Origin of the sequence: Pseudomonas sp. Fl5BN2, assembly GCF_009908205.1 — a bacterium.
Classification (GTDB): Bacteria; Pseudomonadota; Gammaproteobacteria; order Pseudomonadales; family Pseudomonadaceae; genus Aquipseudomonas.
On sequence record NZ_JAAARL010000014.1, the window covers coordinates 167,741 to 191,265 of the forward strand.

Annotated in this window: 19 protein-coding genes; 16 read left to right on the forward strand and 3 right to left on the reverse strand. The window is 63.6% G+C overall.

Annotated features, from left to right (window positions below):
* Positions 1-47: 47 nt before the first annotated feature.
* A complete protein-coding gene (locus tag GV819_RS20445; RefSeq protein ID WP_161757855.1) occupies positions 48-1,019 on the reverse strand; it encodes a Gfo/Idh/MocA family protein in 972 nt (323 codons plus the stop codon).
* A 41-nt stretch (positions 1,020-1,060) separates the two neighbouring features.
* A complete protein-coding gene (locus GV819_RS20450) occupies positions 1,061-1,945 on the reverse strand; it encodes a Dyp-type peroxidase (RefSeq protein WP_161757856.1) in 885 nt (294 codons plus the stop codon).
* 301 nt (positions 1,946-2,246) lie between these two features.
* Here GV819_RS20450 and GV819_RS20455 point away from each other — a divergent pair, with 301 nt between their 5' ends.
* The 5 genes from GV819_RS20455 to fdhD all read left to right on the forward strand — a co-directional run bounded on the left by GV819_RS20455 (position 2,247) and on the right by fdhD (position 7,668).
* On the forward strand, positions 2,247-3,872 hold the full coding sequence (locus tag GV819_RS20455; RefSeq protein WP_161757857.1) for an NADP-dependent glyceraldehyde-3-phosphate dehydrogenase: 1,626 nt from the start codon (positions 2,247-2,249) through the stop codon (positions 3,870-3,872).
* 154 nt (positions 3,873-4,026) lie between these two features.
* On the forward strand, positions 4,027-5,070 hold the full coding sequence (locus GV819_RS20460) for an FUSC family protein (RefSeq protein ID WP_161757858.1): 1,044 nt from the start codon (positions 4,027-4,029) through the stop codon (positions 5,068-5,070).
* 150 nt (positions 5,071-5,220) lie between these two features.
* Positions 5,221-5,844 carry a molybdenum cofactor guanylyltransferase MobA gene (gene mobA, locus GV819_RS20465; RefSeq protein ID WP_161757859.1) on the forward strand — a complete coding sequence of 208 codons (624 nt, stop codon included), beginning with the start codon at positions 5,221-5,223 and terminating at the stop codon, positions 5,842-5,844.
* Positions 5,845-5,873: 29 nt separating this feature from the next.
* A complete protein-coding gene (locus GV819_RS20470) occupies positions 5,874-6,767 on the forward strand; it encodes a LysR family transcriptional regulator (protein ID WP_161757860.1) in 894 nt (297 codons plus the stop codon).
* Positions 6,768-6,840: 73 nt separating this feature from the next.
* Entirely contained in the window at positions 6,841-7,668 is an 828-nt protein-coding gene (gene fdhD / locus GV819_RS20475) for a formate dehydrogenase accessory sulfurtransferase FdhD (protein WP_161757861.1), read from the forward strand.
* Positions 7,669-7,699: 31 nt separating this feature from the next.
* Here fdhD and GV819_RS20480 read toward each other — a convergent pair whose 3' ends face one another.
* Positions 7,700-8,593, reverse strand: coding sequence for a DMT family transporter (locus GV819_RS20480; protein WP_161757862.1), 894 nt, complete (start codon positions 8,591-8,593; stop codon positions 7,700-7,702).
* A gap of 132 nt (positions 8,594-8,725) precedes the next feature.
* Between GV819_RS20480 and GV819_RS20485 the strand changes: the two genes are divergently transcribed.
* From GV819_RS20485 to gspG, 11 genes are all read left to right on the forward strand, one after another.
* Complete coding sequence (locus GV819_RS20485; RefSeq protein ID WP_161757863.1) at positions 8,726-9,163, forward strand: Lrp/AsnC family transcriptional regulator; 438 nt, start codon at positions 8,726-8,728, stop codon at positions 9,161-9,163.
* Between the two features lie 304 nt (positions 9,164-9,467).
* Positions 9,468-10,109, forward strand: a complete 642-nt coding sequence (locus GV819_RS20490; protein WP_161757864.1) for a response regulator — start codon at positions 9,468-9,470, stop codon at positions 10,107-10,109.
* Between the two features lie 36 nt (positions 10,110-10,145).
* Positions 10,146-13,802, forward strand: coding sequence for an ATP-binding protein (locus GV819_RS20495; protein WP_161757865.1), 3,657 nt, complete (start codon positions 10,146-10,148; stop codon positions 13,800-13,802).
* Positions 13,803-13,938: 136 nt separating this feature from the next.
* A complete protein-coding gene (gbpA, locus tag GV819_RS20500) occupies positions 13,939-15,507 on the forward strand; it encodes an N-acetylglucosamine-binding protein GbpA (protein WP_161757866.1) in 1,569 nt (522 codons plus the stop codon).
* Positions 15,508-15,815: 308 nt separating this feature from the next.
* Positions 15,816-17,336 carry an N-acetylglucosamine-binding protein GbpA gene (gene gbpA / locus GV819_RS20505; RefSeq protein ID WP_161757867.1) on the forward strand — a complete coding sequence of 507 codons (1,521 nt, stop codon included), beginning with the start codon at positions 15,816-15,818 and terminating at the stop codon, positions 17,334-17,336.
* Positions 17,337-17,402: 66 nt separating this feature from the next.
* The gene (locus GV819_RS20510; RefSeq protein WP_161757868.1) at positions 17,403-17,909 is read left to right on the forward strand and encodes a cytochrome b; all 507 of its coding nucleotides are present in this window, start codon (positions 17,403-17,405) and stop codon (positions 17,907-17,909) included.
* Positions 17,906-18,439, forward strand: a complete 534-nt coding sequence (locus GV819_RS20515; protein WP_161757869.1) for a type II secretion system protein N — start codon at positions 17,906-17,908, stop codon at positions 18,437-18,439. The genes GV819_RS20510 and GV819_RS20515 overlap by 4 nt, the downstream gene beginning before the upstream one ends.
* Positions 18,440-18,453: 14 nt before the next feature.
* On the forward strand, positions 18,454-20,361 hold the full coding sequence (gene gspD / locus GV819_RS20520; protein WP_161757870.1) for a type II secretion system secretin GspD: 1,908 nt from the start codon (positions 18,454-18,456) through the stop codon (positions 20,359-20,361).
* Entirely contained in the window at positions 20,358-21,851 is a 1,494-nt protein-coding gene (gspE, locus tag GV819_RS20525) for a type II secretion system ATPase GspE (protein ID WP_161757871.1), read from the forward strand. The genes gspD and gspE overlap by 4 nt, the downstream gene beginning before the upstream one ends.
* Before the next feature lie 2 nt (positions 21,852-21,853).
* On the forward strand, positions 21,854-23,071 hold the full coding sequence (gene gspF / locus GV819_RS20530) for a type II secretion system inner membrane protein GspF (protein WP_161757872.1): 1,218 nt from the start codon (positions 21,854-21,856) through the stop codon (positions 23,069-23,071).
* Between the two features lie 17 nt (positions 23,072-23,088).
* A complete protein-coding gene (gene gspG / locus GV819_RS20535) occupies positions 23,089-23,523 on the forward strand; it encodes a type II secretion system major pseudopilin GspG (RefSeq protein ID WP_161757873.1) in 435 nt (144 codons plus the stop codon).
* Positions 23,524-23,525: the final 2 nt, after the last annotated feature.

The following is a 23,525-nucleotide window of genomic DNA, read 5'->3' on the forward strand; positions in this document are numbered from 1 at the left end:
CTGGGCCGGCCCGAGAGCGGATGCACCTGCCGGCCGAATAACGCCGTTCACTCCCCGCGCTGGAGAATCCGGTCCATGATGCGATCGGTCTTCAGCGCTTCACTGGCCAACGCCGGATGCTGCCCTTCACCGCGGATATGGGCGTTCATGCCCAGCACGTGATGCCACTGGATGTGCGGATGATGGTCGATGCTCAGGCTCAGGGTTTCGACGGCTTCGAGCCGTACCGGATGCTCGTCGAACACCGAGAACAGAATACGCCCCTGGCTGCCGAGGATTTCAACCCGGTCCTCACGGCGGTCGGCGACGAAGTTCCAGGCCCCACTGCCCAGCGCACCGCTAGCAAAGCGCCAACTGGCGCTGACTGCATCTTCGGCGGCGTACAACCCGGCCTGGCGGGCAGAGAAGCCGACCACCTCGCGGATGTCACCCAACAGGTACTGGAACAGGTCAAAACCATGGCTCGCCAGGTCGACGAAGTAACCACCGCCGGCAATCTGCGGATCAGTGCGCCAGTTGTCCACGCCCTCGCGATCGGCCGCGGATGCAGCCTTGCTCAGGCTCCAGTGCAGGTGCCGGACCGCTCCGATACGCCCCTGCGCCAGCCATTGCCGCACGGCCTGGAAACGCGGCAACGAACGGCGGTAGTAGGACACGAACAGGTGCAACCCGGCTTGCTCGAATGCCTGCTGCATGGCCAGGCTTTGCGCCAGGTTCAGCGACATCGGCTTTTCCACGCAGCAATGTTTGCCGGCCGCGGCCACCAATAAGCTGTAGCCATGATGACTGTCCGGCGGCGTGGCGATGTACACCGCATCCACCTCGGGGTCGTTGATCAGGGCCTCGGCATCGGTATAGACCCGGGCGATGCCATGGCGCGCGGCATAATCGCGCACCGCGTCCAGGCGCCGCCCCATCACCGCCACCAGCGCCGAGCCCGGCACCTTGTAAAAGGCCGGGCCGCTCTTGCGCTCGGTGACACTGCCGCAACCGATCATGCCCCAGCGTACGGTCTGCATCGTCCCGCCCTCCCCGTCAGTGTCGCGCCCCGCTTCAGCGATCAGACTGCGCGCAGCGCGCGCAGGTCCAGGCGACCGTCCTGCAACGGCGGGCACCAGTAGTAGCCGCCAGTGATCGGCCGGCTCATGCGGTACAGGCCATCGACGATACCGTCTTCCAGGCCGCTCATGCGTCGCAGTTGCACTTCAAAGGCATTCAAGGTGCAGCCAAACGCCAGGAACATCAGGCCGCCCTGATCGCCTTCGATCCACGGCATCGAGCGGCGCACCATAAAGGCTTCCGGGGTAAAGCTTTCCTGGGCGGTGCGCTTGACGTGGGCCGAGATCGGCGCGTCGTCCAGCTCCTCGTTGTCGCTCAGGCGCCGGCCGATGATGTGGTCGCGCTCTTGCTGCTGCATCGCGGCAAAGCCCTTGAAGTCGTGCTGCCATTGCTGGATCGCGGCAAAGCTGCCACCGCGCAGGCCGGCGTCGCCCTCGGCCAGCGCCGCCGCCACAGCGGCTTCTTCATGGGGGTTTTCGGTGCCGTCTTCGTAGCCGGTCAGGTCGTGGCCGGTCTTGTGGCGGAAGGTTTCGTTCATCTGCACCAGGCGAAAGGCCGGGGCCAATGCCGCCTCCAGCGCGTTGCTGCGGTGCATCAGCTCGCCACGTTCGTCACCGTGCAGCCAGACCCACAGGGCGTGCTGGGTCGAGGGGTTGTCGACGCCGACGCCGGTCAGCGCCGGGAAGGCCTTGAGCCCTTGCACTCGGCCCCCCAGGGCCTTGACCAGCGACGCGCCAAAACCTGCTACCGCCGAGGCGCCATCGATTCGCGCTTGCAGTTGATCGAGGGCCTGGGGCAACGCCTCGATGGACTCCAGGGCAAAAAACAGATGGCGAGCGTGGGACGGAACGGGTGCAGCGAGAATGCCGGGCTGGTAGTAACTCATGGGAACTCCTGAATGAAGCTGGGGAGTTTAACGTTATGGGCCGATGGCGTCTGCGTTGCTGCGCAACGGCACAGCGCATCTGACGGTATCGACCCGGTGGCCGGAGTATCCGGGTAGTCAATGGACAGCGCCGGAGCCGGCAGTTGCCGGCCCAAGGCTGAAACGTTTAATCTCGATTCACAAGCAGCGGATGCCGGGCGGAAAAACCGCTAAAGCATCGGGCGATTCAGGCGTATAAACCTTGGAGCGATGTCGCAATCAGCCATCCGCGCCGGAGCCATTTTCAACACGGGGTAGAGTCATGACCACAGCCAATCTCTTGAGCAACCTGTTTCCTGCCGCCGCCGACATCCCCGAAGCCTATCGCCTGCCCGACCCCATGGAACAACGGGACTACCTGGTGGACGGTGAGTTGCGCACCTGGAGCGGACCGCTGGCCCAGGTCCGCAGCCCGATCTATCTGAGCAGCGCCGAAGGCGATCAGCAGGTGATCCTCGGCAGCACGCCGTTGCTCGACGCCGACACCGCCCTCAGCGCCCTGGACGCCGCCGTACGTGCCTACGACCGAGGCCAGGGCGCCTGGCCGACGATGCGCGTGGCCGAGCGCATCCAGCACGTGGAAGCCTTCCTGGCGCGCATGCGCGAGCAGCGCACGGCGGTGGTCAAGCTGCTGATGTGGGAGATCGGCAAGAACCTCAAGGACTCGGAAAAGGAATTCGACCGCACCTGCGACTACATCGTCGACACCATCGGCGCGCTGAAGGAACTCGACCGCCGCTCCAGCCGCTTCGAACTGGAGCAGGACACCCTCGGCCAGATCCGCCGGGTACCGCTGGGCGTGGCCTTGTGCATGGGGCCCTACAACTACCCGCTGAACGAAACCTTCACCACCCTGATCCCGGCGCTGATCATGGGCAACACCGTGGTGTTCAAGCCGGCCAAGCTCGGCGTGCTGCTGATCCGACCGCTGCTCGAAGCCTTCCGCGACAGTTTCCCGGCCGGGGTGATCAACGTCATCTACGGCAGTGGCCGCGAGACCGTCAGCGCACTGATGGCCAGCGGCAAGATCGACATCTTTGCCTTTATCGGCACCAACAAGGCCGCCAGCGACCTGAAGAAACTCCACCCCAAGCCGCACCGCCTGCGCGCCGCCCTGGGCCTGGACGCGAAGAACCCGGGGATCGTGCTGCCCGACGCCGACCTCGACAACGCAGTCAGCGAAGCCGTCACCGGCGCGCTGTCGTTCAACGGCCAGCGCTGCACCGCGCTGAAGATCCTGTTCGTGCATGAAACCGTGGTCGAGGACTTTATCCAGCGCTTCAACCACAAGCTGCAAGGCCTCAAGCCAGGCATGCCCTGGGAGCCGGGCGTGGCCCTGACGCCGCTGCCGGAGAACACCAAGGTCGACTACCTGCACGCCCTGGTGGCCGATGCCCAGGCGCATGGCGCACGCGTGGTGAACCCCAATGGCGGTGCTTCCCGCGCCTCGTTCTTCTACCCGGCGCTGCTGTACCCGGTGAACCCGCAGATGCGCGTCTACCACGAGGAGCAGTTCGGCCCGGTGGTGCCGATCGTGCCCTACCGCGACCTGGACACGGTGATCGACTACGTCCTGGAATCGGACTTCGGCCAGCAACTGAGCCTGTTCGGCAGCGACCCGGCACAGATCGGCCGGCTGGTGGACACCTTCGCCAACCAGGTCGGGCGGATCAACATCAATGCCCAGTGCCAGCGCGGGCCGGACACCTTCCCCTTCAACGGGCGCAAGAACTCCGCCGAAGGCACGTTGTCGGTGCATGACGCACTGCGCACCTTCTCGATCCGCACCCTGGTGGCCACCAAGTTCCAGGAACGCAACAAACAGCTGATCAGCGACATCATCCGCAATCGCGACTCCAGCTTCCTGACCACCGACTACATTTTCTAGGACGGTAGATAGAGAGTGTTCGCGCCTCGCGCTGAGGCGCGCTGTTTCTAACGGGCCAGGGGCTCGCCGAAGGGCGAGTGCCTACCCGCCGCCTACCCTTGGAGGACATTGTCTGGGCCGGTTCAAACTCCTGCGCAGGATCACCCTGCCACCCTTGCTGCAGCGCTTGCTGCGTCCCGTACTGGACCCTTATCGGCGTTACCGTCACGCCCGGCTGATCCACGCCGTGCGCGTCGCCCTCGGCCTGATCGCCACCATCCTGCTGACCACCGGGCTCAACCTGCCCCACGGCGAATGGGCCTCGGTGACCATGCTGGTGGTGATCGGCGGCCTGCAGCACCACGGCAACATCGGCAAGAAAGCCACCGAGCGGGCCATCGGCACCCTGGTGGGCGCGGGCGTCGGCCTGGTGCTGGTGGTGCAGCAGGCGTATTTCGGCCACCCCTGGATCACCTACCTGGCGATGTCGGCGGTCTGCGGCTACTTCTCCTACCATGCCATCGGCAAGGGCGGTTACACCGCGCTGCTGGCGGCGATCACCGTGTTCATCGTCGCCGGCCACGGCGACAACCAGATCAGCGACGGCCTGTGGCGCGCGGTGGATATCCTCATCGGCATCGCCCTGGCCCTGGCGTTCTCCTTCGCCATCCCGCTGTACGCGGTGTACTCCTGGCGCTACAACCTGGCCAGCGCCCTGCGCGACTGCGCGCAGCTGTACGGACGAATCATCAGCGGCAAGTCGGTGACCGACGACGAACACCTCAAGCTCCTTGGCCGGGTCAACAGCGCCATGCTGCAACTGCGTTCGCTGATGCCTTCGGTGTCCAAGGAAGTACGGATTTCCATGACCGAACTGGACGCCATCCAGCGCAACCTGCGGATGTGCATCAGCACCCTGGAGATTCTCGGCAACACCCGCCCCGACGCCAGCGACCCGCAAGCCATGGCGCAGATGCAACTGGCGCTCAAGACCGAGCACCGGCAGATCCGCGTGCAGCTGATCGGCATGGCCCGGGCCCTGCAATCGGGGGTCACCCAGCGCCTGGAAAAAACCCTGGAAGGCAGCGCCGAGAATGCCCTGGAGACGCCGGTGTATTCGGCCCTCGACGGTTATCGACTGCTGACCCGGCAATTGGCGGCGACCCTCGGCGAGATGCGCCAGCGCTTGGCCAAAAGCGCTCGGCATTGGCGGATCTAGGCCCCCTGATTGAAGGGGCGCAAGCGGGGTGTATCACCCATCTGCCAGGTCCGCACGACAGGCTTGAGCCGGCCTGTTCAACAGCCGCGAATGGACGTTCTTGAATGTCCATGAGATCGTTTACGCCACTGACCTGACGTGCGCTCGACCATGACCCCAACCTACCCTGCCCCCGCGACCGCCCTGCCCTGTTCGATCCTGCTACTGGCGGGTGGACGCGGGGCGCGCATGGGTGGCCGCGACAAGGGCCTGCTGCCCTGGCAGGGCCAGCCGCTGATTGCCCATGTACACGCCGTGGTACGGCCCTTTACCGATGACTTGATCATTTCCTGCAACCGCAACGCCGAGCAGTATCGGGCCTATGCCGACCAGTTGGTGGCGGATGATGCACAGGAAGACTTCCCCGGGCCCTTGGCGGGTGTCCTCGCGGGCCTGGCAGCGGCCCGCCATCCCTGGCTGCTGATCCTGGCCTGTGACGCACCAAAGATCGACGCGGCCTTGATCCAGGCGCTGCTGGACGCACGCACCGCCGACAAGCGCCCGGTGATGGTGCAACAGGCTGGGCAATGGCAACCCATGTTCAGCCTGGTGCCCACGGCGCTCTTGGCCGACTTGCGCCAGGCCTGGGAGACCGGTGAGCGCAGCTTGCTGCGGGCCCTGGACCGGCACAGGCTGACGGCCCTGCAGTGTGCACTGGACGACCCGCGACTGAGCAATTTCAACACCCCGGAACGACTGTCCGAAACCACACCCGAGCACCTGCAGCAATACTGACCCTTACTCTTCCCACCACAGGTGCCATTGTGGACATCAAGCAACTCAAGTTTCTCATCGCCCTGGAACAGACCCGGCACTTCGGCCAGGCCGCCGCGCGCTGCCATATCACCCAGCCGACCCTGTCCATGCGCCTGCGCAACCTTGAGGATGAACTGGACCTGATCCTGGTAACCCGCGGCCAGCGTTTCGAGGGTTTCACCGAGGCCGGCGAACGGGTGCTGGCCTGGGCCAAGACCCTGCTCGCGGCCCACGACGGGCTGTTCGCCGAAGCCGCCGCCTGCCGTGGGCAACTGGTGGGCAACCTGCGCCTGGGCCTGGTGCCCCTGAGCAGCTTCAATCCCATCAGCTACGTGCAGAAGCTGTCCGCACACTTTCCCGAACTCAAGTTCAGCCTGTCGTCCATGAGCTCCGATCGGATTATCGAAGACATCGGCAACAACCAGCTGGACCTGGGAGTCTGCTACCTGGATCACGTCAACCCCAACTACCTGGACTTCTTCAAGATCGGCCAGACACGGGTCGGCCTGCTCTACGACACTCGGCACTTTCACTTCGAAGGCAATCACATGAGCTGGGAAGAGGCCGCCAAGCTGCCGCTGGGCATGCTCAGCAGCGGCATGCATTATCGGAAATCCATCGACCTGAGTTTTCGCAGCCGCGGCCTCAACCCGCAGCCGATCCTGGAAAGCGATTCGACCCACCAATTGTTCCAGGCGATTCACCAGGGCTTCTGCTGCTCGATCATGCCGTTGGACAGCGGCCTGGATTCGCCCATCGAGCACCTGGCCTTCATCAACCTGCCGGATGCCAGCGTGCTCGCGCCCCTGGGCCTGGTGATGCGCAAGACCGAGCCGCGCTCGGTGATTGCCGAGCAGTGCTTTGCCCAAGCCAGGGCGCTGTTTGCGCCCACCAGCGACTAAGTGCCCACGGGCTTTTTTTCGCGCTGCCGCCCATCCATTGCCGGCAGCGCATTGAGTATGACGAGGTGAATTCATGGTGTGCCGGATCGAACCAGCGGATCAACAACCCGAGGCCAACGCGCCCGCACCCGCGCCGCAGCGCGTGACGTACCGGGAATACACCCCGGAGGGGCTCGTGTCCCAGGCGCCGCTGGCGGCCGAGATCGCCCTGGCCATCACCTATAACGGCCTGAGCCAGGCGGTGATGATGGTGTCCCCCGGCAACCTCGAGGATTTCATTCGCGGCTTCAGCATCACCAACGACATCGTCACTGACCTCGATGAAATCTACGATATCCGCCTCAGCCACTTTCCCCAGGCCTGCCAGGCCGACGTGGAGATTTCCAACCGGGCGTTCTGGGCGCTGAAGGACCATCGTCGGCAAATGACCGGCACCAGCGGCTGTGGCTTATGCGGAGTGGAAGCGCTGGAACAGGCACTGCCGCAACTGCAGGTTCTGCAGCCGGTGCCACTGCCGCCCGCCGAGCATTTGCAAGGCCTGCGCGATCGTATCGAACAGGCGCAGCACATGGCCCGCAGCAGCGGCGCACTGCACGCGGCGCTGTACTTCGACGAACAAGGTGAAGTGCGCCTGTGCCAGGAAGACATCGGTCGGCACAACGCCCTGGACAAGCTGATCGGTGCCCTGCTGCATGCCCGGATCGACAGTCGCCAAGGGTTCATCGTGGTCACCAGCCGCTGCAGCCTGGAGCTGATCCACAAGGCAGTGCGGGCCCAACTCGGGACCCTGGTGAGTCTCTCGGCCCCGACCGCACTGACCGTGCAATGGGCCAACAAGCACCGCCTGAACCTGATCCACGTGCCCCAGCGCAACGCCCCACGGATCTACAGCCCGGCGTAGCGACTGGGGCCCGAAAGCGTCGGCCGGCCGCTCACTGCAAGACACTGCGCCGGCGCTTCAGGGTCCAACCTTGCTGCATGCCGGCAGCGGCCAGCAGGATCGCGCCGACGCCGATCCATTGCAGCAGCCCGAGGCGATGACCAAAGGCCAGCCAGTCGACGAAAATCGCCGCAATCGGATAGATAAAGGACAGGGCTCCGGTCAGCGCTGTCGGCAACTTCTGGATCGCCCCGTACAGCAGCACATACATCACCCCGGTGTGGACGATGCCCAAGGTCAGCAAGCTGGCCCAGGCCGTGGCCTGCTGGGGCGGCGTGCCGAGATTGGCCCAGGGCGCCAGCAACAGCACGCCGGTGCAGACCTGGATCAGCGCGATCAGGTGCGGCGGCGTACCACTCAGGCGCTTGATCAACAGCGCGGCGAAGGCATAGAGCAGCGCCGCGCCCAGGGCCAGGGCAATGCCCAGCAGGTAGTCGCTGCCGGTTCCGGCCTGCTCGCCATGGGCGCTGACGATGGCCAGCATCCCGGCAAACGACAGGCACAACCAGAACAGTTTCTGCGCAGTGAGCTTCTCCCCCAGGAACACCGCCCCCAACGCCACCAGAATGAACGGCTGGACGTTGTACACCGCCGTGCCGATGGCAATCGACGCCCGGGAATAGGAGGCAAACAGCAGGACCCAGTTACCGACAATCGCCACTCCGCTGAGCACCGCCAGGATCAGCAAGCGCCTAGTCAGAATGTTCTTACGTAAAAAACCGAAAGCGCCGCAAATCAGCAGCAAGGTCCCAGCGCCGAACAGGCAGCGCCAGAACACCACGTCCAACACCGCCTGCCCGGACATCAGGACGAACCAGCCAATGGTTCCGGAAATCAGCATGGCGGCGGTCATTTCCAGCGATCCGCGACGGGTCAGTGCATCCATCATCAAGCTCCTCTGCAAGTGGGCAAATTATGCCCAGCGCCGCCCTGCCCTCACCAGTTCAAAACCTAGGCTAGAATCCAGCAAAGCCTTTTTTATCAAGGCAAAAATAATCATTCACCTAACGAGATTGCCATGCTTGATGCCATCGACCAGGCCCTGATCAACGCCCTGATGCAGGACTCCCGCCGCTCCCTCAAGGCGCTGGCGAAAATCAGCGGGCTGTCCGCTCCGAGCGTCGCCGAAAGACTGAAAAAACTGGAAGAACGCGGCGTGATCAGCGCTTATACCCTGGAAGTCGACACCAAGTTCCTCGGCTACCAATTACAGGCGATCGTCCGTATCCGTCCATTGCCGGGCAAATTGCAGGAGGTGGAACGGCAGATTCTGGCGATTGCCGAGTTCACCGAATGCGACAAGGTCACCGGCGACGACTGCTTCATCGCCCGCCTCCAGGTGCGCTCCATGGAACAGCTGGACACGCTGCTGGATCGCCTCAACCATTTCGCCGAAACCAACACCGCGATCATCAAGAAATCGCCAATCAAACGGCGCTTGCCACCCATGGAATGAAGACGGGTTCCAGGTCTCTCCCAGGGCCGAGAAAGAGCGCCAACAGACACCTGGAACACCGCTGAGATACCTGACCTAGACGCATTTTCTACAACTATCCTACAAACATCCCTACAATCTTTAAGGAAGTTTCCCAGCAAACATAAGACAATTCTTAAAGTTCGGCAGACGTCTTTTTGACGTCAACTTCAGTGATACCCTGCGAAACCTCTGACGAACCCACTAGCAAAATGCCGCTCCTCCGAAGGAAGCCTGCGTTTTGCTGTGCGCTTATGCCTGTCGAAAAGCCGAGTACCTTAAACCGATGTCGATCCGCGTCCAGATAGCCGATGACCATCCCCTGACTCTGATCGGGATTCAAACCCTGCTGGAGAACCACGCTGAGCTGCAGGTGGTCGCCCAAGCCCACAGTGTCCTGGCGTTGCTGGAGAACTTGCAGCGCCAGCCCTGCGACTTGCTGTTGACCGACCTGATGATGCCCGGTGGCGATCAGGTGGACGGGATCCGCCTGATCCGGCGCCTGCGTGTGCTGTATCCCGCACTGTCGATCGTGGTGATCACCATGCTCGACAACCCGGCACTGATCAGCAGCGTGCTCAAGCTCGGGATCCAGGGCCTGGTGAGCAAGCGCGGCCTGCTCAACGACCTGCCCAAGGCAATCGCGGCCACCTCGCGCGCGCCTTTTGTGTCAGCGTCGATCCAACACTTGCTCGATACCAGCACCGCCTTGCACGGCAAGCCCTTGATGCAGCCTGAACAATTGTCCGCCCGGGAGATCGAAGTCCTGCGCCTGTATGGCACCGGCATGAGCATCGGCGCCATTGCCCTGCACTTGTGCCGCAGCAAACAGACCATCAGCACGCAAAAAAGCAGCGCCATGCGCAAGCTTGGCCTGGACACCTCTGCCAGCCTGTTTCTGTACATCCAGGAACATGGCCTTTCCTGAGTCGCCGAGCGCGGCCGATCCCGGAGCTCCCCCCTTATGCCCCTGATTTCGCTTGCCTTCGTGCGCCGGAGGATGCAGCGCTTTTGCCTGCTGATCATCCCCCTGGCCTGCCTGGGTACCCTGACCCCCGTCTGCGCTGACGACAGTTTTGCAGCGACGACGGACAGCAACCTGCCGCTGAACACGTTACTGTCCATGCGCAACAGCCTGCCCCGCAAGACCCTCAAAGTCGCCCGCATCGTGCCCCCGGACCGACCTTTGGAAAGCGCCGGCAATCAGGTCCTGAAATCAATTTCCGACGAATACCTGAAGCTGATCGGCAAACAGTTGGACCTGCACTTTCAAACCGTCGAAGTGCCCTCGCCCCAGGCCGCAGTGGACGCCTTGCTGGAACACCGGGTCGACCTGCTGTCCCGGGCCACCGAGTTCGAGGAGGCCAACCCGAACCTGCGCCTGAGCCAACCCTATCTGCACAACCTGCCGATCATCGTCGGGCGGGTCAGCGATCAGAGCCTGCCCCCGGACCTGCAAGGCAAACAGCTCCTGGTGCTGGAAAACTACCTGCAACCGGAGCGAGTTCAACAGGCCTATCCCCTGGCCACGATACGCCTGGTGCGCACCACCGCGCTGGCCTTCGAACAACTGGCCCAGGGCGAGGCGGATGCCTTCATCGGCGACCAGTTTCGCGCCAACCTGTACCTCCAGGCACGTCCGGACCTGGCCCTGCACAACAAGTTTTCCGCACACCTGCCCAACACCGGCTTCGCCTTCGCCGTGCGCCGCGACGAGCCAACCCTGCTGGCCCTGCTCAACCATGCCCTGTACGGCGTTCCCGAGGCGCAGAAACTCAGGATCCAGCAGCACGCCAGCCATGGCCCCTTCCCCTTTTCCCCTACCGACGCATTCATGCTCAGCCCCCAGGAACTGGCCTGGCTGCGCAGCCATGGGCAAATCAACCTGCTAGCCGAAGAAGCCCCGCCGTACCTGTACCGCACCAGCGACGGCCAATGGGCGGGGCTGAGCATCGACCTGCTGCAAACCCTGGCCACCGCCTTTCGCCTGAAGCTCAACGTCCAGCAGAGCCTGTCCCGAAGCAACGACCTGGAACAGTTGACCCAGGGCAGCGCCGACCTGACGAGCCGGGCCCTGGGTGTCGTCACCGGCTCGCGCGGCGTGCGCTTCAGCCAGCCCTACGGCCCCCGCAACTGGACCTTCATCGTCCGCGCCGGCGACAGCTCGCCCAGCTCCCTGGAAGCCATGGAGGGCCGCAAGCTCTCGCTGTCACGTCATCACCCACTGTACGACCACCTGCGCATGCGCTACCCCAAGGTCCAGCTGATACTCACCGAGAACTTCCAGCAGTCCCTGGACCTGGTGCGGCAGCGGCAGGTCGATGCCACCCTGGACAGCCCCAGTGCCAGCGAGGTGCAACCCGGGCCGAGCCTGCAATACGGCCTGTCGGTCAAGGCCATGCCGACGCCCCATCAATTTGCCGCGGCCGCCGACTCCGCCGAGTTGCTGAGCATCATCGACAAGTTGCTGGACTCGCTGTCGCGCACCCCCCAAAGCGATATCCAGGTGATCGCCGAACACCCCCGGGACAACTTCTGGGAGTGGGCTGCCGACCAGGCCTGGCACGTCGGCGTGGTGGTCCTGGTGATCTTCGTCCTGTCGCTGATATGGAACTGGCGGCTGAAGATCCAGGTCAAGGAACGGATCTGCGCCCAGACCCGGCTGCAGGACAAGCTGGCGTTCCAGTTTTCCCTGCTCAATGGCCTGCCGACCCCACTGTATGTATGCGACCTGCATGGACGGCTGAGTACCTGCAATCGTGCCTACGAGGAGTTTTTCTGCACCTCCGAGGATCAGGTCCTGGGCTACCTGCCCACCGAGCAGAGCAACATGCCCGCAGACTTTGCCCTGGTCCTGCAGGAGGAGCACCAACAGTTGCTGCACAGCCACCGGCCGCGCTTTCTCGACACCAGCCTGTCCATCAAGGGTGAGCAACGCTATCTGTATCAATGGCTGGTGCCGTTCTACAGCGCCCGCGGGCTGTTGCAGGGATTGCTGGGAGGCTGGCTGGACATCTCCGAACGCAAGCACCTGGAGATCAAGCTGCGTGAAGCCAAGCAGGTGGCGCTCAAGGCCAGCGCCGCCAAGAGCGAATTCCTCGCCTCCATGAGCCATGAACTGCGCACGCCACTGAATGCCCTGGTGGGGTTGCTGGAGCTGGAAACCAGCGGCCGCAATGCGCCCTCGCACAACCTGCGGGTGGCCCAGCAATCGGCAACGTCGATGATCGACCTGATCGGCAACATCCTCGACCTGGACAAGATCGAGAGCGGCCTGATGCAACTGGCCCCCCACCCCACCGCCCTGGAGCCGTTGCTGACCAACAGCCTTGGCCTGTTCGCCGCCCAGGCCCGGGAGAAGAACCTGCAACTGCACTTCGACTACCAGGCCGACAGCCAGCGCCTGTACTGGGTCGACTCCCTGCGCCTGCAGCAGATCTTCCACAACCTGATCAGCAACGCACTGAAATTCACCGACCGTGGCCGCATCCAGGCGCGGATCACGGAAACCGCATTGCGTGAAGGCGTCAGCCTGCTGACCCTGAGCGTCTGCGACACCGGCATCGGTATTCCTCAGGCCTTGCAGCCACTGATCTTCGAGCCCTATCGCCAGGCCAGCGCGCGCACCGCCCACCTGTACGGCGGCTCGGGCCTGGGCTTGAGTATCTGCAGCCAGCTGAGCCAGTTGATGGACGGCCATATCTGGCTGGAAAGCGAATCTGGCCAGGGCTGCTGTGTGCATGTCGAGCTGCCCCTGAGCTGGCAGTTACCCCTCGCACCGTCCCCCGAACCCCTGGCAGCGGAACAGCAGGCAGCCAAGGCGTTGCGGGTATTGGTGGTGGATGACGTGTCCACCAACGGCCTGGTGCTGACGCTGCAACTGGCTCGCCTGGGCCACCAGGCAGAGCACGTGTGCAGCGGTGAACAGGCCTTGTTGAGCCTCAGTGAAAAGCCCTATGACGTGCTGATCAGTGATTGCAACATGCCGGAGATGGACGGCTATGCGCTGACCCGTGCGGTACGCGAGGACGAGCAGCGCCGAGGCATGCCCCCGCGCCTGATCATCGGCTACACCGCCAGTGCCCTGAGCAACGAGGCCACCCAGTGCTCCAATGCCGGGATGAACGACCTGATGATCAAGCCGGTGACCCTGGCGCGCCTGCAGGAAGTCATCAGCAACCACAGTTCGATTGAAGAGGAACAGATGTTCGACCGCTCGTTCAACCTCGATCACCTGGACGAGGTGGGCCGCAACAGTTCGATCCTGCGGCGGCGCATCCTGCTGGAGTTGATCAAGAACCTGCAGCAGGAAATCCAGCAACTGCGCGACACCGACCTGGCCGGCGTGCCGCAGAGCATCGGCGACCTGAGTCATCGCCTGACCGGGGTTGCCTGCTTGATCGACGCCAGTGAAATGGCGGCTGCCTGCCACGCGCTGAGGCAGGTCAACCTGCAGCAGCCGCACGCCATCCGCCACTGCCAGGCGCAACTGCTCAAGACCCTGGAGCGGATCTTCGAGCAGGCCAAGACCGATCTGGCGGCCTTGCGCCAGCCACTCAAGCCCTGGTCTCGAGGCATCGCCCGCGCGCCCCTGGTTCACTCTCGTACTGGTCCGATGTAAACCGCGACCCACTCTTCCTACTCTGGCGCCTGCTTTCGGGGGGCGCCAGACAAGGATGCCAGACTCAACTTGAGCAGCTACATCCCTCCCCACGATCGCCTGTTGAATCCAATAATGTCCAACTAAGGATCAATCGATGATCACGCTGCACCCAGCCCGTTCACTGCTCAAACTTCCCCTGGTGATGGCCATCGGCATGGCCGCTCTCGCGTCACAACACGCCAGCGCCCACGGCTACATCGAAAGCCCGAAATCCCGCGCATTCATGTGCGCCGGCAGCGGTGGCGGCAAAAACGCCAATTGCGGGCCTGTTGCCTATGAACCGCAAAGCGTCGAGTACTTCGGCTCCCCGGGTGGCGGCCGCGAGCACTTCCCGAGCAACTCACAAGCCTGCACCGGTGACTTCCGGGTCTGCGGGCCGGCCAACGGCACCATTGCCGCCGGCGGCATGAAGGGCTTCGCCCAGCTCAACGAACAGTCTTCGTCGCGCTGGACCAAGAACACCATCAAGCCGGGTCCGAACACCTTCACCTGGAAATACACCGCCGGACACGCGACCCGCTACTGGCAGTTCTATATCACCAAGAAAGACTGGAACCCGAACCAGCCGCTGACCCGCGACTCCTTCGAAATGACCCCGCTGCTGGACGAGCCATGGCCGAGCCACAGCATGCCGGTAAAAGGCGGCGGTACCACCCAGCACACGGTGAACATCCCGGCCGACCGCAGTGGTTATCACGTGGTGCTGGCGACCTGGAAAGTCCACGACAACTCCAACACCTTCTACTCGGTGGTGGACCTGAACATCGACAATGCCAACGCCGTGCCCTCGCAATGGAATGACATCGGCGCCGTCCAGCCCGAGGCATTGAAAGTCGGCGACAAGGTCATGACCCGGGTGTTCACCAACACCGAGCAGAGCGCCAAGCAGGTGCTGCTGAACATCGACTCGGCGGAACTGGCCAACGAAAACATCTGGCCGTTCGAGCTGGCGAAGAAGGTCAACGCGGCGAAGCTGGGCTACCAGATGGGCCTGCTGGACGACAAAGACCAGATCGTGCCCAACCGTGGCAAGAACAACATCTTCGTCAAGAAAGGCAGCGATATCAGTAACGTGATCATTGCCAAGGAACTGGCCGGCAAACCGAGTGAACTCAACGTCACCGGCATGCAGCCCACCTACACCGCGAAAAACGGCCAGGTCGACCTGCACTTCAACGCCATCATCCTGGCCAGCGACCCGCAAGACGAGTACATGGTCTACGCCAAGGTATTCGATGCCGCGCAAAAGACCCTCGCCTATGAGCACGCGCCGATTGGCAACCTGGCACCGCACTTCTCGATCTCGCTGAAAGACCTCAAGGCCGGCAAGTACGACCTGGTGGTGGTGTCCAGCTCGAAGAAAGGCCAGCTGATGCAGCAGACGTCCAGCTTCACCGTGAAGGCCGAGGAAAACACCGGCGGCGGCAATCAGCCGGGCGAAGGTGGCGACAAGCCGGTTGAAGGCAGCAAGTACGACCACGTCTTCCCTCAAGGCCTGAGTGCCTACAAGGCGGGCACCCTGGTGCTGCAGCCCAAGGACGGCAAGACCTACAAGTGCAAGCCGCTGCCGTACGCCGGCTACTGCGTGCAGTGGAAAACCGGCGCAACCCAGTACGAGCCGGGGACCGGCAGCCACTGGACCATGGCCTGGGATCGTCAATAACAATTAGCACCACGGCTTGACTCCTTGAGCGTGGCACGCAAGTGCCACGCTTTTTTTTGCCCGGGCAAACCACCCGTGCCGGCGCAATCGTCCAGGGCCACCTCCGTGATCGAGGGACGATTGCCGTGTAACGGCCTGAAACATCTACCGCTCCAGACTCGTACTCGTCCCATGGGACCGCTCTGGCCTGCAACGTAGCCTGTGATGGTTCTCGGGGAAGCGTGGGCAAGGGCGCCAGCCTTGTACACAGGCCCCAGTCGCAGTCCCGGGAGCTTTTGTATCTTTTTAAATTGCTTAAGGCTTTTTCAATGATCAACACCACCCAAGCCCGTTCGTTCCTCAAACTACCTCTGGTCCTGGCCATGAGCGTTGCCGGTCTTGCTGCCCAACAGGCCAGCGCCCACGGTTACATCGAAAGCCCAAAATCCCGTGCTTACATGTGCAACGCCGCCGGCGGCGGCTTGAACGGCAACTGCGGCCCCGTCCAGTACGAGCCACAAAGCACCGAGTACATCGGCGTTCCTGGCCGCAATGACCTCGAACACTTCCCAAGCAACGCCCAAGCCTGTACCGGCGACTTCAAGATCTGCGGTCCGGCCGACGGCACCATCGCCGCCGGCGGCCTGGTGCGTTTCTCCCAGATCAACGAACAGAGCGCCACTCGCTGGGCCAAGAACACCGTCAAGCCAGGCCCACAAAACTTCACCTGGTTCTACAAGGCCGGGCACGCGACTCGCTACTGGCAGTTCTACATCACCAAGAAAGACTGGAACCCGAACCAGCCGCTGACCCGCGACTCCTTCGAAATGACCCCGCTGCTCAACCAGCCATGGCCTCAGGGTACCGTCCCGGCGCCTGCCGAGGGCCGCACCCATCACAACGTGAATATCCCGGCTGACCGCAGCGGTTACCACGTGCTGCTGGCGACCTGGAAAGTCAACGACACCGATGCCACGTTCTACAGCGTGGTCGACCTGAACATCGACAACGGCGCGATCATTCCGTCTGACTGGACCACTGTCGGCGCCGTGCAGCCAGAGCCCCTGAGCATCGGCGACAAGGTCAAGACCCGGGTGTTCGACGCCCAGGGTGAGCTGAAGGCCAAGCAAGTGGTCCTGGAAATCACCTCCGCAAGCCAGGCCCAGGCCAACAACTGGCCGCAAGAGCTGGCGAAGAAGGTCAACGCTGCCAAGCAGGGCTACCAGATGGGTATCCTCAACGACAAGAATGAAGTCGTGCCGAACTACGGCAAGAACGACATCCTGGTCAAGAAGGGCAGCGACATCGTCAATGTGATGATCGACAAAGAACAGATCGCCAAGCCGGGCGAGCTGTCGATCACCGGCATGCAGCCTGAGTACACCCTCAAGGACGGCAAGGCCGACCTGCACTTCAACGCCATTGCCAAGGGCGGCGACTACACCATCGCTGCCACGGTGTACAACGCCAAGGGCGAAAGCGTGGCGCACCAGCAAGCGCCGGCCGGCAACACCCCGCACTTCTCCATGCCGCTTGTTGACCAGAGTGCTGGCAAGTACGACCTGACCGTGGTTGCCACTTCGAAGAAAGGCGAACTGCTGCAGCAGGGCACAAGCTTCCTGCTCAAGGCCGAAGACACCGGTGGTGGCGAAGGCAAGTACGACTACGTGTTCCCCAACGGCCTGAAGGACTACAAGGCCGGCACCGTCGTGCTGCAACCCAAGACCGGCAAAACCTACGAGTGCAAGCCCAATCCTTACAGCGGTTGGTGCACCCAGTGGACCAGCGCCAACAACGCCTATGAGCCCGGTGTAGGTTGGGCTTGGGGCAACGCCTGGATCGCCAAGTAAGTCTCGACCTCGTCAACCCGAACATGGCGCTCCGGCGCCATGTTCCTTTTGCCGGAACAGCCCCCCATGAGTTCAATCACCTACTCGAAGCTTCAGGTACTGCTGCACTGGACCTTCGCTGCCATCATTCTTTGGGCCACGGTCACAGGCTTTGGCAACGCCATGTTCACTCTGCCCACAGCCATCGCCGACGGCCTCAACTTCATCAACGTGTCGTTGACCTCCTTGCTGATCCCGCTGTTCGGCCTGCGAATTCTCTGTGCCCTGGATCATCACCAGCCGGCACCCACCCAGCGTGTTCTGGGCCTGCTGGCCAAGGCCGGCCACTTGGCGCTCTACGTCATGACCGGCCTGGTGCTGTTCACTGGCGTGCTGATGATGGAGCGCCCGATCAATGTCTTCGGCCTCATGCACCTGCCGCAACCACTGCAGGAGCCACTGCTCACCACGTTCTTCAATACCGTGCACAAATACGCCTGTGTCGCCCTGGCACTGCTGGTGGTCGGGCACGTGGCCGCGGTGGCGGTGCATCACTGGTGCGGTGAAAAACTCCTGCGCCGAATGTCCTTATGAACGCCCTGCGCTTGTGCCCACGCGTCGCCCTGCGGGTCGGCGTGTGGTGGTTGTTGCTCGGCTGGCTCGGCTGGCTCGGCCACGACAGCTGGCGCTGGCTGCAGAGCCTGGACCAGCACGGCAATGCGCCGCCGCCCGAAGCGGCGGCGTCCCCGCGTCTGCCGCCAGATGCTGCGGCCATTGCCCAGCTGTTCGGAGTGCTGCCCCAGGAAGCCGCCGGCAACCAGCCACGGGTGCCGCTGACGCTGTTGGCGAGCCTGGTGGAAAGCCGCCCGGAACTGTCCCGGGCGCTGATCGAGTCCCCTGAAGGCAGCCGTTTCTATCGCATCGGCGAGGCGCTTCCCGGAGGCGGCAGCCTGCGTGAGATCAGCACCGACCAGGTGCACGTACAACGTTTTGGCGAGGACCAGGCCCTGTCCCTGACCCGCCACACCACTCCCCTGCTGATCCCGTTGCCCGCACCCCGCGACCTGCCATCCAGCACCGCGGGGCGGGGCGACCACGACAGCCTTGTCCAACCCTCTTTGTGACCCCCCAAAACATCATGAAACGAGCTTTTATCGCAGGTTCCCTGCTCGCCCTTGGCACTTTGATCGGTCCTGTCCACGCTGCTGAAAAGAGCGTTCACGAACAACAGTGGACCTTGAACATGAAGGACGCCGAACTGCGCGACCTGGTCAACGAGGTCGGGCAAATCACCGGCAAGACGATGATTCTCGACCCACGCCTGAGCGGCAAGGTGACGGTGCAATCGAGCACGGCGATGAATCAGAAAGGCATCTACTCGCTGTTTCTCACCGCCTTGCGCAGCCAGGGTTATGTGGCCATGGACCAGGGCGACCGGGTGCTGATCCTGCCGGTGGCCGAAGCCAAGACCAAGGCTTATGTCCAGCCCAGTGGGGCCAGCGAAGAGTTCATCACCGAAGTCATCGAACTGCACAACAGTAATGCCAGCGAGGTGGCTGCTGCGGTACGTCCGCTGGTGGCCGTGGACGCCTACATGGCACCGTCCACCACCTCCAGCGCACTGATCGTTTCCGACAGCGCCAACAACGTGGCGCGGGTGCGCCAGGTGGTGCAGGAACTGGATAACGCCGGCAGCCGCCAGTTCAACATCCTCCAGCTCAAGCATGCCTGGGCCGGCGATGTAGCCAAGACCCTGACCGACACCCTGACCGACAGCAACGGCGCCCAGACCAGCGCCAAGGCCATCGGCGACGCCCGCAGCAACCGCCTGATCCTGGTGGGTCCGGCGCCGATTCGCCAGCAAATGCAACGCCTGGCCCAGAGCCTCGACGTGCCCAACAATGCCGGCGAGAACGCCAGGGTGCGGCGCATCAACCATGGCGACGCGAAGAAGCTCGAAGAGCTGTTGAGCGGCATCGGCAAGCGCATGGAGTCCGGCGGTCGCGGGGAAGGACAGAAACAGGACAACCCGGTGCTGGTGAGTGCCGATGAAAGCCAGAACGCCCTGGTACTGATGGCCTCGCCGGCGCAACTGGCGACCTTCGAAAGCATCATCGACGAGCTCGACCAGCCCCGTGCCCAGGTGTTGGTGGAAGCGGCCATCGTCGAAGTCAGCGGCGACATCAACCAGGCCCTCGGTGTGCAGTGGGCCGGCGCCCGGGGCAACTGGGCCGGTGCGAGCAACTTCAACAGTGCCGGCATGGCCATCGGCACCCTCCTGGGCAACCTGCAAGGCGACAAGAGCCCAACCCTGCCGGACGGCGCCATCATCGGCATCGGCAGCAGCAACTTCGGCGCGCTGATCACGGCCTTGTCCAGCGATTCCAACAACAACCTGTTGTCGACCCCGAGCCTGTTGACCCTGGACAACGAGCAAGCGGAGATCCTGGTAGGCCAGAACGTGCCGTTCCAGACCGGCTCCTATACCACCGACACCGCGGGCGCCAGCAACCCCTTCACCACCGTGGAGCGCAAGGACGTGGGGATCACCCTGAAGGTCACCCCGCACATCAACGAAGGCAACTTCCTGCGGCTCAAGGTCGAACAGGAAAGCTCGGAGCTGGCCGCCGCGCCACCGGGTATCAGCACCAGCGACGTGATCACCAACAAGCGCTCGGTGAAAAGCACCATCCTCGCCAACGATGGGCAGATCATCGTCCTCGGCGGGCTGATCAAGGACAACGTCAAGGTCCAGGTGAGCAAGGTGCCGCTGCTGGGGGATATTCCCTGGCTCGGCAAGCTGTTCAGCAGCAGCAAGGAGGTCAACGAGAAGACCAACCTGATGGTGTTCCTGCGCCCGACCCTGCTGCGCAACACCGCCAATGCCGACAAGCTCAGCACCCAGAAATACAACAACCTGCGCTCCCTGGGCGGCAAGACCCCGGGCCAGTTGCCGGCCAACCCCCATCAGCTGTTCGATGCCACCCGTGACGGCGACCAGGGGCTGATCGACATGCGCACCAACGAGGCCAGGCAGCAGCCATGATCACGCCGATCGACAGCCCGCGCCTGGCCTTTGCCTATGCCCGGCGCCACGGCGTGGTCCTCGAGCACCAGGCCGAGGGCGCCGTACTCTATTGCCGGAGCAATACGCCCTGGTCGGTGATCGCCGAAGTCCGGCGCTTCAACGGCGCGCCCCTGCGCAGCGAGATCCTCGATGAGCCGGCCTTTGCCCTGCGCCTGGCCGCCCACTACCGCGACGGCCAGAACGGTGCCAAGCAGGTCGCCGATGGCCTGGGCGAGCAGTTCGACGAAGAGTTCGACCTCTCCAGCCTGGCCGCTCAGTTGCCGAAAACCACGGACCTGATGGAGCAGGAAGACGACGCGCCGATCATCCGCCTGATCAACGCGATCCTCAGCGAGGCGGTCAAGAGCAAGGCCTCCGACGTGCACCTGGAGGCCTTCGAGGAACACCTTTCGGTGCGCCTGCGGGTCGACGGCCTGCTGCGCGAAGTGCTGCGCCCACGACGTGAACTGGCCACCCTGCTGGTGTCGCGGATCAAGGTCATGGCCAAGCTCGACATCGCCGAAAAACGCATTCCCCAGGACGGTCGCATTGCCTTGCGCATTGCCGGGCATGAAGTGGACGTGCGCGTTTCGACCTTGCCTTCGAGCCATGGCGAGCGGGTGGTGATGCGCCTGCTGGACAAACAGGCCGGACGCCTGGACCTGGGCCACCTGGGGATGAACCCCGAGGTGCGCCAGCGCCTGGAAGGCGCCCTGCACAAACCCCACGGCATCCTCCTGGTCACCGGCCCCACCGGCTCCGGCAAGACCACCACGCTGTACGCCGGGCTGGCCAGCCTCAACAGCCTGGAGCGCAACATCCTGACCATCGAGGACCCGGTGGAATACCACCTCACCGGGATCGGCCAGACCCAGGTCAACACCAAGGTCGACATGACCTTCGCTCGCGGCCTGCGGGCGATCCTGCGCCAGGACCCGGATGTGGTGATGGTGGGCGAGATCCGTGACCGCGAGACCGCGGAAATTGCCGTCCAGGCCTCTCTCACCGGGCACCTGGTGCTCTCGACCCTGCACACCAACAGCGCCATCGGCGCGGTGACCCGGCTGGTGGACATGGGCATCGAGCCCTTCCTGCTCTGCACCTCCCTGCTTGGCGTGCTGGCCCAACGCCTGGTGCGCCTGTTGTGCCCCGAGTGCAAGCAACCCCAGCACGCCGATCACACTGCCTGCGAGCGCCTGGGCTTGAACCCCGACGCCGCGCCGCAGTTGCACCGCGCGGTGGGTTGCCCGAGCTGCCAGCAGTCAGGCTATCGCGGCCGCCGGGGGATCTACGAACTGGTGCTGTTCGACGACACCCTGCGCCAACTGGTGCATACCGGTGCCGGTGAACAGCAACTGCTGAGCCACGCCCGGCAACACAGCCCGAGCCTGTTCGACGATGGCCAGGCCATGGTGCTGCAGGGGCTCACCAGCCTTGAAGAATTGTTGCGGGTTACCCAGAGGGACTGAACATGGCTGCCTACGAATACCTGGCCATGTGCGCCGCCGGGAAGAAATCCAGCGGCGTGCTGGAAGCCGACAGCCCGCGCCAGGCCCGGCAGATGCTGCGGGAGCGGCAACTGATCGCCCTGAAAGTCACCGCGACCCAGGGCAAGCGCAGCACCGGCGCGGGCACCACCAAGGTCGCCGGCGGCGGCCTGAGCAGCGCCGAACTGGCCCTGCTGACGCGCCAGTTGGCGACCCTGGTGCAAGCCTCGCTACCGCTGGAGGAAGTGCTCGCGGCAGTGGCCGCGCAGTGCGAAAAGCAGCGCCTGAAAAGCATGCTGCTGGCGGTGCGGGCCCGGGTCCTGGAAGGCTACAGCCTGGCGGTGGCCCTGGGCGGCTACCCCAAGGCGTTCCCCGATCTGTACCGGGCCACAGTGGCTGCCGGCGAACGCTCCGGGCACCTGGACCAGGTGCTGATGAACCTGGCCGACTACACCGAAGCCAGCCAGGCGGCGCGCCAGCAGATCCAGCTGGCCATGCTCTACCCGAGCATCCTCATGGTGGCGGCCATCAGCATCGTCGGTTTTCTCCTGGGTTTTGTGGTGCCGGATGTGATCAAGGTATTTATCGACAGTGGCCAGCAACTGCCGCTGCTGACCCGTGGCCTGATCGCCACCAGTGGCGTGCTGCGCGACTACGGCCTGCTGCTGCTGATTCTGATCGGTGCCGGGATCACCGCCGCCCGGGTCGCCTTGCGCCAACCGGCCAACCGTGAACGCTGGCACGCCCTGGTGCTGAACCTGCCGTTGATCGGCGGCCTGGTACGCGCCAGCAATTGCACGCGTTTCGTCAGCACCCTGGCGATTCTCGGGCGCAGCGGCGTGCCATTGCTGGACGCGCTGGAGATCGCCAGCGAAGTGGTGGCCAACCAAAAAATTCGTACGGGTCTGAAAGACATCGTCCGAGGTGTGCGCGAAGGTATCAGCCTGACCCGAGCGCTTGAGCTCAACGGCAGTTTCCCTCCGATGATGCTGTACATGATCGCCAGCGGTGAACGCTCAGGCGAGCTGGACAGCATGCTCGAACGCGCCTCCCTGCAGCAGGAACAGCAACTGGCCAACCGCATCGCCCTGCTGGTGGGCCTGTTCGAGCCGGCGATGCTGGTGTTCATGGGCGCCTCGGTGCTGGTCATCGTGCTGGCGATCCTCATGCCGATCCTCAGCCTGAACCAATTGATTACTTGAATGTGGAATCCCCCGACGTGCACACAGCGAAGAAACAACGCGGTTTTACCCTGATCGAAATCATGGTGGTGGTGGTCATCCTCGGCGTACTCGCCGCCCTGGTGGTTCCGCAGATCATGAGTCGCCCCGACCAGGCCAAGGCCTCGGCCGCGCAAACCGATATCAAGGCCATCGCCATGGCGCTGGACATCTACCGGCTCGACAACCACCAGTACCCCAGCAGCCAGCAAGGCCTGCAAGCCCTGGTGAGCAAGCCCAGCGGCAACCCGCCAGCGCGCAACTGGAACCCCGACGGCTACCTCAAGCGCTTGCCGATCGATCCGTGGGGCACCGGTTACCAGTACCGGTTCCCGGGTACCCGGGGCGGTGCCTACGACCTGTTTTCGTTCGGCGCCGACGGCAAGATCGGTGGCGAAGGCCTGAACGCCGAGATCGGCAACTGGGACCGCTGAGG

What these genes read in the sequence shown, in the direction of transcription:
- GV819_RS20445 (WP_161757855.1), bottom strand. Translation starts at nt 1,019, where the DNA reads ATGCAGACCGTACGCTGGGGCATGATCGGTTGCGGCAGTGTCACCGAG.
- GV819_RS20450 (WP_161757856.1), bottom strand. Translation starts at nt 1,945, where the DNA reads ATGAGTTACTACCAGCCCGGCATTCTCGCTGCACCCGTTCCGTCCCAC.
- GV819_RS20455 (WP_161757857.1), top strand. Translation starts at nt 2,247, where the DNA reads ATGACCACAGCCAATCTCTTGAGCAACCTGTTTCCTGCCGCCGCCGAC.
- mobA (WP_161757859.1), top strand. Translation starts at nt 5,221, where the DNA reads ATGACCCCAACCTACCCTGCCCCCGCGACCGCCCTGCCCTGTTCGATC.
- fdhD (WP_161757861.1), top strand. Translation starts at nt 6,841, where the DNA reads ATGGTGTGCCGGATCGAACCAGCGGATCAACAACCCGAGGCCAACGCG.
- GV819_RS20480 (WP_161757862.1), bottom strand. Translation starts at nt 8,593, where the DNA reads ATGGATGCACTGACCCGTCGCGGATCGCTGGAAATGACCGCCGCCATG.
- GV819_RS20485 (WP_161757863.1), top strand. Translation starts at nt 8,726, where the DNA reads ATGCTTGATGCCATCGACCAGGCCCTGATCAACGCCCTGATGCAGGAC.
- GV819_RS20490 (WP_161757864.1), top strand. Translation starts at nt 9,468, where the DNA reads ATGTCGATCCGCGTCCAGATAGCCGATGACCATCCCCTGACTCTGATC.
- GV819_RS20495 (WP_161757865.1), top strand. Translation starts at nt 10,146, where the DNA reads ATGCCCCTGATTTCGCTTGCCTTCGTGCGCCGGAGGATGCAGCGCTTT.
- gbpA (WP_161757866.1), top strand. Translation starts at nt 13,939, where the DNA reads ATGATCACGCTGCACCCAGCCCGTTCACTGCTCAAACTTCCCCTGGTG.
- gbpA (WP_161757867.1), top strand. Translation starts at nt 15,816, where the DNA reads ATGATCAACACCACCCAAGCCCGTTCGTTCCTCAAACTACCTCTGGTC.
- GV819_RS20510 (WP_161757868.1), top strand. Translation starts at nt 17,403, where the DNA reads ATGAGTTCAATCACCTACTCGAAGCTTCAGGTACTGCTGCACTGGACC.
- GV819_RS20515 (WP_161757869.1), top strand. Translation starts at nt 17,906, where the DNA reads ATGAACGCCCTGCGCTTGTGCCCACGCGTCGCCCTGCGGGTCGGCGTG.
- gspD (WP_161757870.1), top strand. Translation starts at nt 18,454, where the DNA reads ATGAAACGAGCTTTTATCGCAGGTTCCCTGCTCGCCCTTGGCACTTTG.
- gspE (WP_161757871.1), top strand. Translation starts at nt 20,358, where the DNA reads ATGATCACGCCGATCGACAGCCCGCGCCTGGCCTTTGCCTATGCCCGG.
- gspF (WP_161757872.1), top strand. Translation starts at nt 21,854, where the DNA reads ATGGCTGCCTACGAATACCTGGCCATGTGCGCCGCCGGGAAGAAATCC.